At 63.4% G+C, this 15,626-nt stretch carries 15 protein-coding genes; 8 read left to right on the top strand and 7 right to left on the bottom strand.

The window, feature by feature from the left end; genetic code table 11:
* The first annotated feature begins 278 nt into the window (after positions 1-278).
* The 4 genes from PCA20602_RS14575 (at position 279) to PCA20602_RS25655 (ending at position 2,872) form a co-directional block, all read left to right on the top strand.
* Positions 279-932: a DsbA family oxidoreductase gene (locus tag PCA20602_RS14575; protein ID WP_150721841.1), complete on the top strand. Its 654-nt coding sequence runs from the start codon at positions 279-281 to the stop codon at positions 930-932.
* A gap of 6 nt (positions 933-938) precedes the next feature.
* Positions 939-2,345 (top strand): MFS transporter, encoded by a 1,407-nt coding sequence (locus tag PCA20602_RS14570; protein WP_150721840.1) that lies wholly within the window; start codon positions 939-941, stop codon positions 2,343-2,345.
* Positions 2,346-2,501: 156 nt separating this feature from the next.
* A complete protein-coding gene (locus tag PCA20602_RS14565; RefSeq protein ID WP_150721839.1) occupies positions 2,502-2,720 on the top strand; it encodes an IPT/TIG domain-containing protein in 219 nt (72 codons plus the stop codon).
* Complete coding sequence (locus PCA20602_RS25655) at positions 2,717-2,872, top strand: hypothetical protein (protein ID WP_174981146.1); 156 nt, start codon at positions 2,717-2,719, stop codon at positions 2,870-2,872. The genes PCA20602_RS14565 and PCA20602_RS25655 overlap by 4 nt, the downstream gene beginning before the upstream one ends.
* Before the next feature lie 31 nt (positions 2,873-2,903).
* On the opposite strand, the gene glmS is transcribed toward PCA20602_RS25655, so the two are convergent.
* Positions 2,904-4,733: a glutamine--fructose-6-phosphate transaminase (isomerizing) gene (gene glmS / locus PCA20602_RS14560; RefSeq protein WP_150721838.1), complete on the bottom strand. Its 1,830-nt coding sequence runs from the start codon at positions 4,731-4,733 to the stop codon at positions 2,904-2,906.
* Positions 4,734-4,892: 159 nt separating this feature from the next.
* On the opposite strand from glmS, the gene PCA20602_RS14555 reads away from it, so the two are divergent.
* The 4 genes from PCA20602_RS14555 to PCA20602_RS14540 all read left to right on the top strand — a co-directional run bounded on the left by PCA20602_RS14555 (position 4,893) and on the right by PCA20602_RS14540 (position 8,879).
* Positions 4,893-5,378, top strand: a complete 486-nt coding sequence (locus tag PCA20602_RS14555; protein ID WP_150721837.1) for an Lrp/AsnC family transcriptional regulator — start codon at positions 4,893-4,895, stop codon at positions 5,376-5,378.
* Between the two features lie 103 nt (positions 5,379-5,481).
* Positions 5,482-6,249: a DeoR/GlpR family DNA-binding transcription regulator gene (locus tag PCA20602_RS14550; protein ID WP_150721836.1), complete on the top strand. Its 768-nt coding sequence runs from the start codon at positions 5,482-5,484 to the stop codon at positions 6,247-6,249.
* A gap of 134 nt (positions 6,250-6,383) precedes the next feature.
* Positions 6,384-7,334, top strand: coding sequence for a glycerophosphodiester phosphodiesterase family protein (locus PCA20602_RS14545; protein WP_150721835.1), 951 nt, complete (start codon positions 6,384-6,386; stop codon positions 7,332-7,334).
* A 300-nt stretch (positions 7,335-7,634) separates the two neighbouring features.
* Entirely contained in the window at positions 7,635-8,879 is a 1,245-nt protein-coding gene (locus PCA20602_RS14540) for a porin (protein WP_150721834.1), read from the top strand.
* Positions 8,880-9,063: 184 nt separating this feature from the next.
* Here PCA20602_RS14540 and PCA20602_RS14535 read toward each other — a convergent pair whose 3' ends face one another.
* The 6 genes from PCA20602_RS14535 to PCA20602_RS14510 form a co-directional block, all read right to left on the bottom strand.
* A complete protein-coding gene (locus tag PCA20602_RS14535; RefSeq protein ID WP_150721833.1) occupies positions 9,064-9,954 on the bottom strand; it encodes an AraC family transcriptional regulator in 891 nt (296 codons plus the stop codon).
* Positions 9,955-10,053: 99 nt separating this feature from the next.
* Positions 10,054-10,344: a DUF4148 domain-containing protein gene (locus tag PCA20602_RS14530; RefSeq protein ID WP_174981143.1), complete on the bottom strand. Its 291-nt coding sequence runs from the start codon at positions 10,342-10,344 to the stop codon at positions 10,054-10,056.
* Positions 10,345-10,622: 278 nt separating this feature from the next.
* Entirely contained in the window at positions 10,623-11,114 is a 492-nt protein-coding gene (locus PCA20602_RS14525) for an Rrf2 family transcriptional regulator (protein ID WP_150721907.1), read from the bottom strand.
* Positions 11,115-11,310: 196 nt separating this feature from the next.
* Positions 11,311-12,057: a transporter gene (locus tag PCA20602_RS14520; RefSeq protein WP_150721831.1), complete on the bottom strand. Its 747-nt coding sequence runs from the start codon at positions 12,055-12,057 to the stop codon at positions 11,311-11,313.
* Between the two features lie 88 nt (positions 12,058-12,145).
* Complete coding sequence (mgtA, locus tag PCA20602_RS14515; protein WP_150721830.1) at positions 12,146-14,908, bottom strand: magnesium-translocating P-type ATPase; 2,763 nt, start codon at positions 14,906-14,908, stop codon at positions 12,146-12,148.
* 327 nt (positions 14,909-15,235) lie between these two features.
* The gene (locus PCA20602_RS14510; RefSeq protein ID WP_139133149.1) at positions 15,236-15,583 is read right to left on the bottom strand and encodes a hypothetical protein; all 348 of its coding nucleotides are present in this window, start codon (positions 15,581-15,583) and stop codon (positions 15,236-15,238) included.
* Between the last annotated feature and the right edge of the window lie 43 nt (positions 15,584-15,626).

The raw sequence follows: 15,626 nt of genomic DNA, 5'->3' as shown, positions 1-15,626 counted from the left end.
AACGATCGATTTCGCCCCACACGATACCGCAACGCCATAGATGGCTGTGATCGACGTCGATGAAGGTTCCATCTCTCAAAACAATAATTTCGACTGACAAAACACGAGTCAAACCTCTGCCTCCAGCCACCCTGGCCGCAGACCCGCCTACGCAAAGGCCGGCGGCAGGCGCACCGCAGGAACCGGCGAGAATTATCGATTTGTGCGACGATTGCCGTGTTGCGTCGCGCAAGGCGGCGCGTTTTTCATTGCACGCGCCCCCTTGGCGCCGTCAGATCATGCCTGCCACACTCAAGATTGACTTTGTTTCCGATGTCGCCTGCCCCTGGTGCGCCATCGGCCTCGCCTCATTGAAGACAGCGCTCGGCCGACTGGGCGACGAAGTCGATGTCGACCTGCACTTCAGCCCCTTCGAGCTGAACCCCGACATGCCGGTGGACGGCGTGCCGCTCGCCGACTACATGTCGCGCAAGTACGGCCTCTCGCCGGAACAGCTCGCGCAGAATCAGGCGAACATCAGTGCACGTGCCGCCGCCGAGGGCTTCCCGATGCGCATGGATCTGCGCACGCACGCGTACAACACGTTCGATGCGCATCGTCTGCTTCACTGGGCGCAGACCGTCGGTAACGACAAGCAGCTCGCACTCAAGGAAGCGCTGCTGCGCGCCTACTTCGTCGAAGGCAAGCGCACGAGCGATCCGGAAGTGCTGGTCGACGCCGCGCGTCAGGCGGGCCTCGACACCGCGCGCGCTCGCGAGATCCTGTCGACGGACGAGTATGCCGATCAGGTGCGTGCACTGGAGCGTCACTATCAGAATCTGGGCATCAGCTCGGTGCCCGCGATCATCTTCAACAACCGTCATCTCGTGAGCGGAGGGCAACCGCCCGAGGTCTTCGAGCAAGCCATCCGTCAGATTCTGGCCGAGGGCTGATCCGTCATGTCGTCGTTGCCCCCGACCGCCGACAATTCGACGGTAAGCGCCGCCGCTGCGCAACCTCACGAGCCGCCCGCCACCGGACGCGGTCTTGCCATGACGGCGATCCTGCTCGCCGTCTCTCTCGCCAGTCTCGATACCGCGATCGCCAACACGGCCCTGCCGCAGATGGCGCTCGATCTGAACACGACGCCGTCGGCATCCGTCTGGATCGTGAACGCGTACCAGTTGGCAATGGTGGCCACGCTGCTGCCGTTCGCATCGCTTGGCGAGCGTGTCGGACACAAGCGGGTGTTCATGGCTGGCGTTGCGGTCTTTCTGGTGGCGTCGCTGCTGTGCGCGCTGTCGCCGTCGCTCGGCTTTCTTGCCGGCGCACGCGTGCTGCAAGGCGTGGGCGCGGCAGCCGTGATGAGCGTGAACATCGCGCTGATTCGCTTCCTCTATCCGGCGGCGCAGTTGGGACGCGGCGTTGGGCTCAACGCCCTGATCGTCGGCATCTCGTTTGCCATCGGACCGACGGTGGCATCGCTGGTGCTAGCGTTTGCCAGTTGGCCGTGGCTGTTCCTCATCAACGTGCCGACGGCGCTGCTGGCGCTGGCATTCTCGCGCCGCAATCTGCCGGACACGCCGCGCAGCGAGCACAAGCCCGACATGATCGCCGCGCTGCTCAATGTGCTGACGTTCTCGCTGCTGATCTTCGCACTCAGTCAGAGCGCACAGCAGGCCGACTGGCATCTGACGCTGGCGTGCTTCGTCGGGGCGTTGTTCTTCGGTTGGGCATTGATTCGACGTGAGCGGGGTCACCGTGCGCCGATGCTGCCGGTCGACCTGTTGCGTCTGCCTGCGTTTGCGCTGTCGACGCTTACGGCGATCTGCGCGTTTGCGACGCAAGGGTTGGGGCTAGTGTCGTTGCCGTTCTACTTCGAGAACGTGCTGCATCGCAGCCCCATCGAAACCGGCTTCCTGATGACGCCGTGGCCGTTCTTCGTGGCCGCCATCGCACCGTTGGCGGGACGTCTGTCCGATCGTTACCCGCCCGGTGCGCTGGGTGCCATCGGACTGGCGATGCTCAGTGCCGGGATGGCGTTGCTGGCGATCATGCCGGAGCATGCGCAGTTGTGGGATATCGGCTGGCGCATGGCACTGTGCGGGCTGGGCTTCGGCTTCTTCCAGTCGCCGAACCTGAAGGCGTTCATGCACAGCGCGCCGCCGGAGCGTAGCGGGGGCGCGAGCGGCATGGTCGGCACGTCACGACTGCTCGGTCAGGCGACGGGCGCCGCACTCGTCGCCCTCGCGCTGGGCCTGTTCGGCACGCACGGTTCGACCTGGGCCCTGGCTTGGGGCGCGGCGTTCTCCGCGGCGGGATGTATCGCGAGCGGGATGCGGTTGGTGGGCAAGCGTGCACACTGAGCGCTGAACGATCGGTAGTTCATCGAAGCCCCGCCTTTTGCGGGGCTTCGTCGTTTTACGAATAGTGTTGAAACGCGCCTGTCAGGGTTGACAGGTGCGAGATGCGCCGGTGTCGCCTAGATTCGAAAGACACCACGTCTCAACAAGAGGTCTCTCATGGCGAGCATTACGAGCACCACCCTCGACATGGTTGAGCGCAAGGGCGGCGGCCAGTTCACGATCACTGGAGCCGGATTCTCGAAGGCCGTTCAGGTGTACTTTGTCGATGCCTCTTCGAAGAAGATTCCCGCGACCAGTTACACCCTTGTGAGCGACACCAAGATCACCGGCGTGGTCCCGGCATTCACATCGCCGGCGCAGCAAAGGTCAATGTGACCGTGGGCGAAGACGCGACACCGGCCAAGAGTACCGAACCCGGCAGTACCTCGGAAGTCGGCACACCGCTCGGACTGGTGATTCAGCGCCGCCAGCAATATGCGAATGAGTTTTTCGTGGTGGATGCGAGTTCGACGGGCGCAGTCGCTTAGCGCCTGACGAACACGAATCTAGAGCCTCCGGTCACTCCACCGTCACCGACTTCGCCAGATTCCGCGGCTTGTCCACATCGGTGCCTCTTGCCACGGCGGCGTGATACGCCAGCAGTTGCATCGGAATGGTGTGGAGAATCGGTGAGAGCAAACCGTAGTGTTCGGTCAGCCGGATCACGTCGATGTCCGGCCCCGGCGACAGCCCGCAGTCGCTGTCCGCGAAGACATACAACTTCCCATTGCGCGCGCTCACTTCGTGCATGTTCGACTTGAGCTTCTCCAGCAACCGATCGTTGGGCGCCACCGCCACCACCGGCATCTCGTCGCTCACCAATGCCAGCGGCCCATGCTTGAGTTCCCCCGCCGGATACGCCTCGGCGTGGATGTACGAGATTTCCTTCATCTTCAGCGCACCCTCCATCGCCACCGGGTAATGCAGGCCGCGCCCAAGGAAAAGAATGTCCTGACGCCGCGTCAGTTGCTCCGCCCAGCCGATGATTTGCGGCTCCAGCGCCAGCACCTTGGCAACCGCATCCGGCAGATGACGCAAGGCCTTCAGGTGCTGCTGCTCGTCTTCATCCGTCAGGCGCTTGCGGCTTTGCGCCAGCGTCAACGCCAGAATGAACAGGGACACCAGTTGCGTCGTGAACGCCTTCGTCGACGCCACGCCGATCTCCACGCCCGCCCGCGTGAAGAACGTCAGCGCGCATTCACGTGCCAGCGCGCTCGTCGCCACGTTGCAGATCGCCAGCGTATGCAACATCCCGCGCTGCCTGGCCACATGCACCGCGCCGAGCACATCCGCCGTCTCGCCGCTCTGCGATACCGCCACGACGAGCGTCTTCGCGTTGGGCACGCTATCGCGATAGCGATACTCGCTCGCGATCTCCACACTCACCGGCAGTTGCGCCAGACTCTCGATCCAGTACTTGGCGGTGAGCGCCGCGTGATAGCTCCCGCCGCACGCCAGCAGCAACACCGAGTCGACCGCATTGAACACGCGCCAAGCGTTATCGCCGAACAACTCCGGCATGATCGACGTGACGTCCGACAACGTGTCGGCCACCGCGCGCGGCTGCTCGAAAATCTCCTTCTGCATGTAGTAGCGATACGGCCCGAGGTCCGCCGCGCCACTGTGGGCCGCCACGCGATTGACCGGACGCTCGACACGCTGCCCCTGCGCGTCCACCACCCAGTAGCGATGCAGTTGAACGTCTGCCACATCGCCGTTCTCGAGATACACGATCCGGTCGGTGACGTTGGCAAGCGCAATCGCATCCGACGCGATGAAGTTCTCCCCATCGCCCACGCCCAGGATCAACGGCATGCCGTCGCGCGCGCCGACGAGCCGGTGCGGTTCGTCCCGGCAGATCACGGCAATCGCATAACTTCCCTGCAATTGCGCAGCCGCCGCCTTTACCGCATCGAACAGATCGCCGTCGTACAGATGGTCGATCAGATGCGCGATGACCTCGCTATCCGTCTGGCTGGCGAAGGTGTAGCCGTGCGCCTGGAGCGTTGCGCGCAGTGCCTCATGGTTTTCGATGATGCCGTTGTGCGACAGCGCGATGCGCGGCGTTTCGGCATTCGGCGAGAAATGAGGATGTGCGTTGTCGGTGACCGGTTTGCCATGCGTCGCCCAGCGCGTGTGAGCAATACCGGTGTAACCGCTCAGTCCGACACGCCCGATTTCCTCCTGAAGATTCGCCACCCGCTCCACGCTTCGCGCCCGGACCAGTTCACGGTCACGATAAAGCGCCACGCCACACGAGTCGTACCCGCGATACTCCAACCGCTTCAGACCGTCGACCAGATTGGGGACGATGTCCCGCTGCGCCACCGCGCCGATGATTCCACACATCACGCTTCTCCGAAATGTTGCGTTGCCCGTCAGTGAAGCGATGGTAGAGTTGACGCAAAGAAATTAATCGTCAATATTCGAGTTCACATGAAATTTAAATTCATGCATCACGTGACATGAAATTTAATTTCAAACGCAAAACACATCTCGGACTCTCGCATGGCGAACCTCACCCTCGACGATCTGGACTTGCGCATCCTCGGCATCCTGCAAGCCGATGCCTCAATCTCGAATCTGGAACTGTCGCGACGGGTTCACGCGTCCGCGCCGACCTGCCTGCGACGTGTACGTGCTTTGCGCGAGGCCGGCGTGATCGCACGTCAGATCGCCATCGTCGATGCCACGAAACTCGGCCCGACGCTAAGCGCCGTCGTCGAAGTCAGCCTTGACCGCCAGACCGCCGAGGACTACGACACCTTCGAGTCCTACATCTGCGAGGAGCCTGCGGTGACGCAGTGCTACCGCGTCTCGCCGGGGCCGGACTTCGTCATCATCGCGGAAGTCCGCGACATGGCCGCCTACGACGAACTCGCACGACGCCTGTTCAAAAGCTCGGCCAATATCCGGAACGTGCGCACCTTCTTTTCGACGCGCTGCGCGAAGTTCGAGGCGAACGCTCCCGTTCATCCGAGTGTTTCTCGTTAATTGAAAATGTTCATTTGAACATTCGACACCGTCATTTGAATGTCATTCTCGGCTGTCAAAGTGGCGCCCATTCCAGAACGAATGTGCACATTGCGACCGTCAGATGGACCTCTCCGAACGCCAGACCCGTATCGTCGCCCTCTTCCGCCAACATGGCGAAATGAGTGTCGACGCCCTCGCCGAGCATTTCGGCGTGGCGACGCAGACGATTCGCCGTGACGTCAACATGCTTTGCGACGCCAACGTGCTGCGTCGCTATCACGGCGGCGCGCGTCTGCTCACCCCGGGCGCCAACCAACCCTACGAAGTGCGCCGCGTGCGCAACCTCGAAGGCAAGCTTCGCATCGGCCACGCTGCGGCCGAACGTATTCCGGACGGTGCGACCGTCCTGCTCGGCATCGGCACCACGCCCGAGCAGGTGGCCGTCGCGCTCGTGCATCGCAAGCGTCTGTGCGTCATCACCAACAATCTGCGCGCCGCCCTCGTGCTGGCCAGCAACCCTGAGCATCGGGTGATCGTGCCGGGTGGCGAACTCCGCTCGCCCAACCCCGAAATTCTCGGCGACGAAGCCGACCGCATGTTCCGCGCCTATCGGGCGGACGTGGGCGTGTACAGCGTCGGCGGCATCGACGACGACGGCACGCTGCTCGATTACGACCGTCACGAAGCGGCCTCGCGCGAAGCCCTTCGCGATGCCAGCCGCTATCGCATTCTGGTCGCCGATGCGTACAAGTTCACACGCAAACCCAGCGTGCGCGGCGGGCAAATCGCCGAGCAGGATCTCGTCATTACCGATGACGTCCTGCCCGATTCGCTGTGTCGGCACCTGGCAAGTCCGTCGGACGGATCGCCCGAAATTCTTGTCGTCTGACCACACGTTCATTGTTCACGCGCATCTTCCAAACGCATCGTCCACGCCCTGCCCAGAGACCGATCACCATGCCATCCGCTCCGCTTCGTCAGTCGCGCTTTGCGTCGTTTCAAAAACCGCTTAGCACGTCCGTGATGTCCATCCCCCTGCCGGTCGCCCGCCTCGCTGCCGTGGGCATCGCGGCCGCCGCCTGCCTCTTCGGCGCACTGACGCCCGTCACCGTCAATGCCGCGCCGCTGATCGTGGCGCATCGCGGCGGCACCGGCGACACGCCGGAGAACACCGTACAAGCCTTTGCCAACGCGTTGCAGAACGGCGCGCAGGCGCTGTGGATGACAGTGCAGGTCACGCGTGATGGCGTGCCGGTCATGTACCGTCCGGCCGACCTCTCCGCGCTGACGAACGGTCGCGGCAAGCTCGCCGACCTCGACTACGCCGACGTGAAAACGCTCAACGCCGGCTATGCGTTCTCACGCAAGGACGCCAGCGGCCAGACCGTCTTCCCCTATCGCGATCATCCGCTGCCGATTCCAACGCTGCGCGAAGCGCTGGCCGCCGTGCCGGCCAACGTCCCGGTACTGCTCGACATGAAGCAGACGCCGGCAGCCCCGCTGGTCGAAGCCGTCATCAAGGTGCTCGACGAGACGAACGCGTGGTCGCGTGTGCGTCTGTACTCGACGCAGGCCGATGCGACCGATCGCATGCGTGCGCGCCGCCCGCAGGCGCAGTTGTTCGAGTCGCGCGACGCCACGCGTAACCGCCTCGTGGCGGCGGCCCTCGCCGGCCAGTGCGCTACGCCCCCGGCGCCGGGCACATGGGCCGGGATCGAGTTTCATCGTCAGGTGGAAGTCGTGGAGCGGTTCACGCTCGGCGAAGGCATCTCGAAGGTCGTTGCCAACTGGTGGACGCCGGCCGCCGTGCAGTGCTTCAAGTCGCGCGGCGACGTGCACCTCGTCGCCTTCGGTGTCGAGACGCCGCAGGACTTCGAAGCGGCCTCGCAACTGGGCTTCGATGCGGTGATGACGGACTCGCCCGCCCGTTTGCGCGCCGCACTCGGCTCGCAAGGGAAAGACGCCGCGAAGTAACGAACGCCTGACGGCTTTCGGTTCATCACCCGCTTAGCTCGATCAGGCCACACGCCGATACCGGAGCACGTGGCCTGATCACCCGCTGACGCGATCACGATCATCCGAGGGATGTCGACATTCATATTTTTAGGATTCCTATTTTTTAAACGTGCATTCACTCGGAATAAACACCGGGGCACACATCGACGGCGCTTCACGGCGGCTACACCACTACACCACTACGCCGCTGCGCCAAAAAGCCGCTTTCAGGCCCTTTGGCCTTTTTCTACTCGCCCGACATCACTCAGGAAAGTCACCATGAAGTCATTCGCCCACGCGCCACTCGCGCCCCTCGCCCGTGCGACCGCGCTGCTCATCGGCTGCGGCGCCGCCGCACTCGCGCATGCCCAGTCCAACGTCACCCTTTACGGGATCGTCGACGGCGGCATCGGCTATGCCAGCAACGTCGCTACCGTCACGCGCGCCAGCGCCGCGGGCCGTCCGGCACTGGTCAACGGCGCGTCGAACTACGCGTTTCAAAGCGGCACGTGGCAAGGCAGCCGTTGGGGCCTGCAAGGTACGGAAGACCTCGGCGGCGGCCTGAAGGCGCTGTTCCGTCTGGAAAATGGCTTCAACATCGGTAACGGCACCGCCAGCCAGGGCGGCGCGCAGTTCGGTCGTCACGCCTATGTCGGCTTGCAGGACAAGGCTTACGGCACCGTCACCCTCGGCCGCCAGTACGACCCGCTCATCGATCTTGTCGGCGCCGTGGGCGGCACAGCACTGCTATCAGGCGTCGCCGCACATCCGGGCGACGTGGACAACCTCGACCACAGTTCGCGCGTGAACAACAGCGTGAAGTACCGCTCGCCGACGTGGGGCGGCTTCACCTTCGGCGCGATGTATGGTTTCGGCGGCCAGCCGGGCACGATGGGACGCCAGAACACCTGGGGCCTGGCCGGACAATATGCCAACGGTCCGCTGACGTGGGGTCTGGGCTATTCGCACGCCAACAACGACAAGGCCAGCGCGACGGACACGTCGGTCGGCACCTGGGTCGGCTCGTCGGAATCGGCCTTCGCGTCGTCGATCAACGCGGGATATGCCAGCGCCCGCGCTCGCGACATCATCGCGACCTCGATGACGTACCAGATCGGTGACACCACGCTCGGCGCGAACTACAGCCATACGGAATACTCGGCAGGCCCGTATTCGCGCTTTACCCGAACGGCCAAGTTCGACACGATCGGTGTGCTGGGCATGTACCGCGTCACGAATGCGTTCCGCGTAGGCGGCGGCTACAGCTTCACGAAGGTGAATGCGCCGGCCGCGAACGTCTCGGGCGCCAAGTACCACCAGTTCAACCTCGCGGCGTTCTACAACCTGTCCAAGCGCACGGAGTTGTACGCGTTGGCCGGTTATCAGAAGGCCTCGGGCAGCACGCTCGACGCGTTCGGCAACGTGATCGACGCCACGGCTTCGGTCGGCGACGCCGCAAACGGCATGTCGTCCGCAACCAACTCGCAGACCGTCGTGCGTCTTGGCGTCAGTCACGTGTTCTAAGACGCAACAAAGCAAACCGCCCGGGACTTGCGCTACTGTGCAAGTCCCGGGCGGCTTCTCTATCACTCGACAACCTGAGAGATAACGCGACGACGATGCGCCCCGCGGCTTACCGTCGGCTCCGATGATGTCGCAGCGATTTCACCGCGATGTGCCGGATGTCGTCGAAACCCGATGATGCGGGTTAGGCCGCCTGCGCCGGCAGCGCCGGCACGATCTGCACGCGAGGACGCGGCAGCGTCGTGACCGCATGCATCTGAGCGCGCAGCCAGTCGCGCGGACTGCTGCCCGTCTTGCGACGGAAGGCGCGTGCGAGCGCCGAGGCGCTGTCGTACCCGACCTCCTCGGCCACGCGCGCAATCGGCTGCCCGTCGCGCAAGCGCTTCTGCGCCAGCCCGATACGCCAGTCCAGCAGATAGTCCGCCGGCGATTGCCCCACGACTTCGCGGAATTGCGCGGCAAAATTCGCGCGCGACATGTTGGCCGTGCTCGCCAGCGACTCGACCGTCCACGGCTCGCCCGGCTGATTGTGAATCGCATTCAACGCCCGTGCGAGGCGAGGATCGCCCAGCCCGGCGAGCATGCCGAAACTCACGAGCCGATGCTCCAGCACGTGGCGCAGCAACTGGATCACCAGCAACTCGAACAACCGGTCCATCACCGCCAGCCGCCCGCAATGCTCGCCGAACGCTTCTGCGAACAGCCAGTTCAGCGTGAGTTCCAGCGTAGAGAGGGACTTCGTCGGCAGGACGAGAAACTCCGGCAGCGCCGCCACCAGCGGATTGTTGTGACCGCCGTCGAACGAGAGCGAGCCGCAGACCAGCTCCGTGCGATCCGCCTCGCCCGAGAGCAACTGGTGATGATTGCGTCGCGGGAAAAAGATCAGCGACGGTTCCACGATCTTCTGACGCACGCCGTCTTCCGTGACGAGGGCGACTTCGCCCGAACGCAGCAAATGAAGATGGCCGCCGTCGTGGGCGTCGACGCCGTAACTGGCAAGCCCACACATGCCGCCGCTATGAAACACACCGGCGCGAACGCCGAAATTCGAAATCAGGGTGGAGAGCCGATCCATGGCGCACTCGTCGAAATAACCCGGTGCGCCGATTATGGCGGATTTGTCCAACCCTTGCTCGGATCGGCCCACGCACTCAAGCACGATTCACGAGGCGCCTCACGCGCGGTTATCGCCAACCGTCGCAGCCGTGCCGATTTCCGAGCGCACTTCCGCACGTGAGCGACCAGCGGACGCGCGTTGTTGCAGCAGCGACGGATACGTTTCGAGCGATTGGTCAAGCTGGCCCGAAGCACGCGCCTCACGCAGTTCTTCCACAACTTGTGCACGGGTGAGACCTTGTGAAGCCACGGGCTGGCCGGCATCGGCGGTCTGCGTGTCCGCAAACGCCGAAGCGCAAGCAAACGAAGCGGTAGCGATCAGGGCAGCGGCAAAAAGACGAGCGTTCATGGTGAAACTCCTTTCGGTCGGCATGGAATTGCCGGATGTCTGTTTTCCCTGTGCGTTCATCCTGAGAGTGGATGAACGCTTGCGGGTATGACTGAAGATTACGAAAGGACAGCGCGCTCTGCACGGCAGGACGTCTGCAAGATGCGACCATTCGTCCAGTTTCGACGGGCGCGATTATCCGGCGCTATGGCATCGATAGCGAACGTCGATCAGATGGCCGGAAAAGGTGGAATTTCGTCCGTCTCGCGAACGGGGCGAACGAAGAATCGTGTTGAGGATTACGACGCCGTTACGCGCTTCTTGACTTTGATATCCGCCACCGGAATGACGGCGGCGGCCCCATCCCCCAACAGACGGCGCAACTCCGCCGGTTGGTCGACGAGATCGGCCAGCGTATAGCGATCGAGCACGGCAAAGTAAGCGCGCAGCGCGTCACCGAGCACACTGCGAAGATGGCATGCCGACGTGATCACGCAAGCGTTGTCGCCCTGATGAAAGCACTCGACCATGGCGAAATCGGGCTCCATCGCCCTCACCACTTCGCCGAGGCCGATGCGCTGCGGCGCACGCCCCAGCCGAATCCCGCCCGAGCGGCCACGCACGGTGTGCAGAAAGCCGAGTTGACCGAGCTTCTGCACGATCTTCACGAGGTGATTCTTGGGGATGTCGAACGCGTCCGCCACGGACTGCACGTGCACCAGCTCGTCGGGATGAACCGCGACGTAGATCAGGGTGCGCAGACTGTAATCGGTATGGTCGGTAAGTCGCATGCGACGGTGGACAGGGAACGGCGGCGGGAACGAATCGGGCGGCACGATATGTCTCGTCGGCCGCCCGGTGTGCTTTTGCGAGGCAGTTTAACATGGCTCCGACATGCATCTTATGTCCCGCGCACGCCACGCATCCCCCGGTCTCACGCAGCACCAACGGACGCGCAGCGCGATGCGCGTCAGGCCGTCGAGTGCCTTACCAGCGCACCGTCAGCCCGCCCATCCACGAATAATCGTACGTCTGCGGATTGAGGCCGCGCCGGTAGCCGACGTCGAGATCCATCCACGACGTCGGGCTATAGATCGCGCCCAGAATCATGAACGCGGGATTCGTCTTTTGCGCGAAATCGGGGTTCTGCGAAGTCCCCACGTCCAGAATCAGTTGCGTGGACGGCAGGACGCGATAGAGCACCGCCGCAGAAGCCTTCCAGAGCCCCTGACGCTGACCTTGACGGTTCGCCTGATAGGCAGCGCCGGCGTTGGCGAGAAACGTCCAGTCGTCGATCTGGTACTGGGCGAGCAATGTCGCACCGGCATTCACGCGGCCGGTGCCGAGTCCGCGCTGGTCGTTGCCCGAGGGAAACGTCAGATACGGCTTGAGACCGACGCTGAATGCACCGTCGTCGTACATGCGCCACTTGGCGCCGGTCTCCACATCGCCGATGCCGCTGCCAGACGTCTCCGAGCGGTTCTGAATGTTGGTGTACGGCACGTTGACGTACAGGTCGAGCGCTTCGCCGACACCGCGCGTGAGCGTGCTGTTCCATAGCGTCTGACGCCCGATATCCGGTTGCTTCGAGGTGACTTCGCCGTTCGTTTCGAATTGCCAGTTGCCGTCGCCTTGCGTGCCGGTGTCGTCAGACGTCAGCGGGTGCGCCGCGAAAGCGCTCAAAGGGCAAACCAGCGGGCCAAACAGCGCGAGGTAAATCAGTGGCTTCTTCATGAATCGTTCTCTTTGTGCGTGTGCCGCCCGGTGCGGCAGGATGCGCACCGGGACGTCAATGTGTGGGTTGTGGTGGTGGGATGAGCGATCAGAACCAGCGACCGAAGCGGCGGATGTAGATCGTCTTCACCATCTGCGCGAGCATGATGTAACCGAGCATGGTCGCCACGAGCCAGTAGAAGTACGACCCCGGCAGGCTCACGAAGCCCATGGCGTCGGCAAAGGGCGAATACGGCAGCCAGCAGGCGATGGCAATGGCGACGGAGGTCGAGAGCATGATCGGCAGCGCCGGCGTGCTTTGCAGGAACGGGATCTTCTGCGTGCGCAGCAAGTGCACCACGAGCGTTTGCGAGACGAGCCCTTCAATGAACCAGCCCGAGTTCATGATCACCTGTCCGGCATTGCCGCCGTGGGCGTGATAGAGCGCGCCCGCGCCGAAGACCGTCCACATCAGCGCATACGTCGTGATATCGAACACCGAGGAAGTCGGTCCGATCCACAGCATGAAGCGACGGATGTTGCTGGCGTCCCACTTGCGCGGTTTTTTGAGGAACTCCGGATCCATGCGGTCCCACGGCAGGAACATCTGCGAGATGTCGTACACGAGGTTCTGCACGAGCAGTTGCACGGCCAGCATCGGCTCCCACGGCAGGAACGCACTCGCCACCAGCACCGAGAACACGTTGCCGAAGTTGGAGCTGGCCGTCATGTTCAGGTACTTGAGGATGTTGCCGAACGTCTCGCGGCCCTTGATCACGCCGGCTTCGAGCACCATCAGGCTCTTTTCCAGCAGGATGATGTCGGCCGTTTCCTTGGCGATATCCGCGCCGGTGTCGACCGAGATGCCGACGTCTGCATCGCGCAGTGCCGGCGCGTCGTTGATGCCGTCACCGAGGAAGCCGACGGTGTGGCCGTTGGCCTGCAATGCCTTGACGACGCGCGCCTTGTGCAACGGAGCGAGCTTGGCGAAGACGGTCGTGCGGCCGACGACATCACGCAGCGTGGTGTCGTCCATCGACTCGATGTCCGAGCCGAGCAATGGCGTGCCCGGTTCGAGACCGACCTGACGGCACACCTTGATCGTCACGATCGGGTTGTCGCCCGTGAGCACCTTTACCGTCACGCCGTGTTCGCGCAGCGCGGCAATGGCCGGGGCTGCCGAGTCCTTGGGCGGATCGAGGAACGTCAGGAAGCCGCACACCGTGAGACTGTGCTCGTCGGACGTCTTGTACTGCGTCTTCGTCTCTCTCGCCGGAATGTCGCGCGTGGCCACGACCAGCACGCGGAAACCGTCTTCGTTGTAGGACTCCGCACGGGCGATCAGCATGGCGCGGGTGGTGTCGTCGAGCGCACGCACACCCTGCGGGGTCTTCACGTACGTGGCGACGGACAGCATCTCCTCGACGGCCCCCTTGGTGATCATCAGATGCTCATGACGCTCGTTTTCGACCACGACCGACAGACGGCGACGCACGAAGTCGAACGGCAGCTCGTCGATCTTGGCAAACGTGCGCGGTTGCACCGACTCGCCGATCTCGTTGGCGCGGCGGATGATCGCCACGTCGATCAGGTTGCGCTGACCGCTCTGGTGATAGCTGTTGAGCCAGCCCAGACGCAACACGTCTTCCTGCTCGTCACCCGCCACATCCAGATGCTGTTCGAGAATGATTCGGTCCTGCGTGAGCGTGCCCGTCTTGTCGGTGCACAGTATGTCCATGGCGCCGAAGTTCTGCACGGAGTTCAGACGCTTGACCACGACCTTGCGACGCGACATCGCCAGCGCACCGCGCGCGAGGTTGGCGCTCACGATCATCGGCAGCATTTCGGGCGTGAGACCCACGGCCACGGCCAGCGCGAACGTCAGTGCGCTCAACCAGTCGCCCTTGGTCAGGCCGTTGATCATGAACACGACCGGCACCATCACCAGCATGAAGCGAATGAGCAGCCAGCTCACACTGTTCACGCCCCGGTCGAAGCTCGTCTCCACGCGCTTGTGGCTCACGACGTTCTTCGCCAGCGCGCCGAAATACGTATCCGCGCCAGTCGCCACCACCACGCCGAGCGCCGTGCCGCTCACGACGTTCGTGCCCATGAAGCAGATGTTGGACAGATCGAGCAGGTTGGCATTGCCCGCACTGCCGTTAGCGCCGGCAATCGAAGCGGATTTCTGTGCGACGGAGCCGAGCGTGTCGTACTTCTCCACGGGCAGCGCCTCGCCGGTCAGAACGGCCTGGCTGATGAACAGGTCGCGCGACTCGATCAGACGCAGATCGGCCGGGATCATGTCGCCTGCCTGAAGCGTCACGATGTCGCCCACGACCAACTCACGCATGGCGACCTCGTGACGCTCAGACTTGCCCGACGCCGAGAGCCGGCGGCGAACGCTGGCCGTGGTGCGCACCATCGCCTTGAGCTTTTCGGCCGCGCGCAGCGAGCGGAACTCGGAGAAGAAGCGCAATAGGCCGCTGATCGTCACCATCGTCATCAGGATGATGATGCTCTTGTAGTCCTCGTCGCCCGGATCGGCAAAGTAGACGTCGGTGAAAAAGCTGATCGTGACGAGTGCGAGCAGCACGAACACGAACGGGTTGTTGAAGGCGCCGATCAACTGTCGGGTCCAGTGCGGCGGCTTGTCGTGCGCAATTTCGTTGGGGCCGTAGCGTGTCTGACGCTGACCGACGTCGGCGAGCGGCAGGCCGCTGGTGTCGGTGCCCAGCGTGTGAAGCACGTGATGCAGCGGTTCGGTCGCGAGACGTGCAACGACGTCGGGCCCCGAGAGGGGCAGATCGGAGGATGTCGAGTGTTCGACGAAGCCGCGCTGCTTATGGCGGGAGCGGTGGTTATTTGTCATGACGATTTCCTGGCGCGGCTTACGCTCACATGCACAAGGCATGGCGGCCGGCCGGTCTCGTCAGGCGCTACCGGATGTCATCTCTCCGGAAAACAGCGCGAACGCACCCAGCCGCGCCGCGCGGCGCGCGGTCGGTGATAGCGAAAAAACTGGGATGTGGCGTTATGTCGCCCGCCGGGACGTCATGCATCGCGTGCACGACCCCGACGGGCGACCTTCGAGGACTTCCGTCTTCCATTTTGGACTCCTTAAATTTTGATCATCGATAACACCGGATCGCGGGCAAGCGCGAGGCGGCGAATCGTCGGTGGATCGGGAAAACCGCACTCAGGCGGCGACGGGCGAGGCCCCGACGCTCGCGCGGCGCGAAGCGTCGTCGGACCAGAACACGCGGCGCACGCTCCGTTCGCCGGACAGTCGCATGACGAGCGACGTGAGCGATGCGCGCGATGCCTGCGGGCAATCGAGCGTCACGGTGGCGGACGCCTCGTCGCGGTCGCTCCAGCGCGTGATACTCACGTGCGTGGCGCGCAGGCCGAGGGCGGTCAGGTCGATGAACATCTGCTTGCGCAAGGCGCCAAGGGCCTCGGCCAGGCAGACGATGGTCAGATGCGACACCGGCGTAGTGCGCGTCGGTTGGCTCTGGAAAGCCTGAAACGTTTGAAAAGCTCGCATGATTTCCTCGCATGACTGCGAAGTGCCCATGGCGCATGTGAAC

The sequence above is a fragment of the Pandoraea capi genome (genome assembly GCF_902459735.1).
GTDB classification, from domain to species: Bacteria; Pseudomonadota; Gammaproteobacteria; order Burkholderiales; family Burkholderiaceae; genus Pandoraea; species Pandoraea capi.
This window is presented reverse-complemented; position numbering and strand designations above follow the sequence as displayed.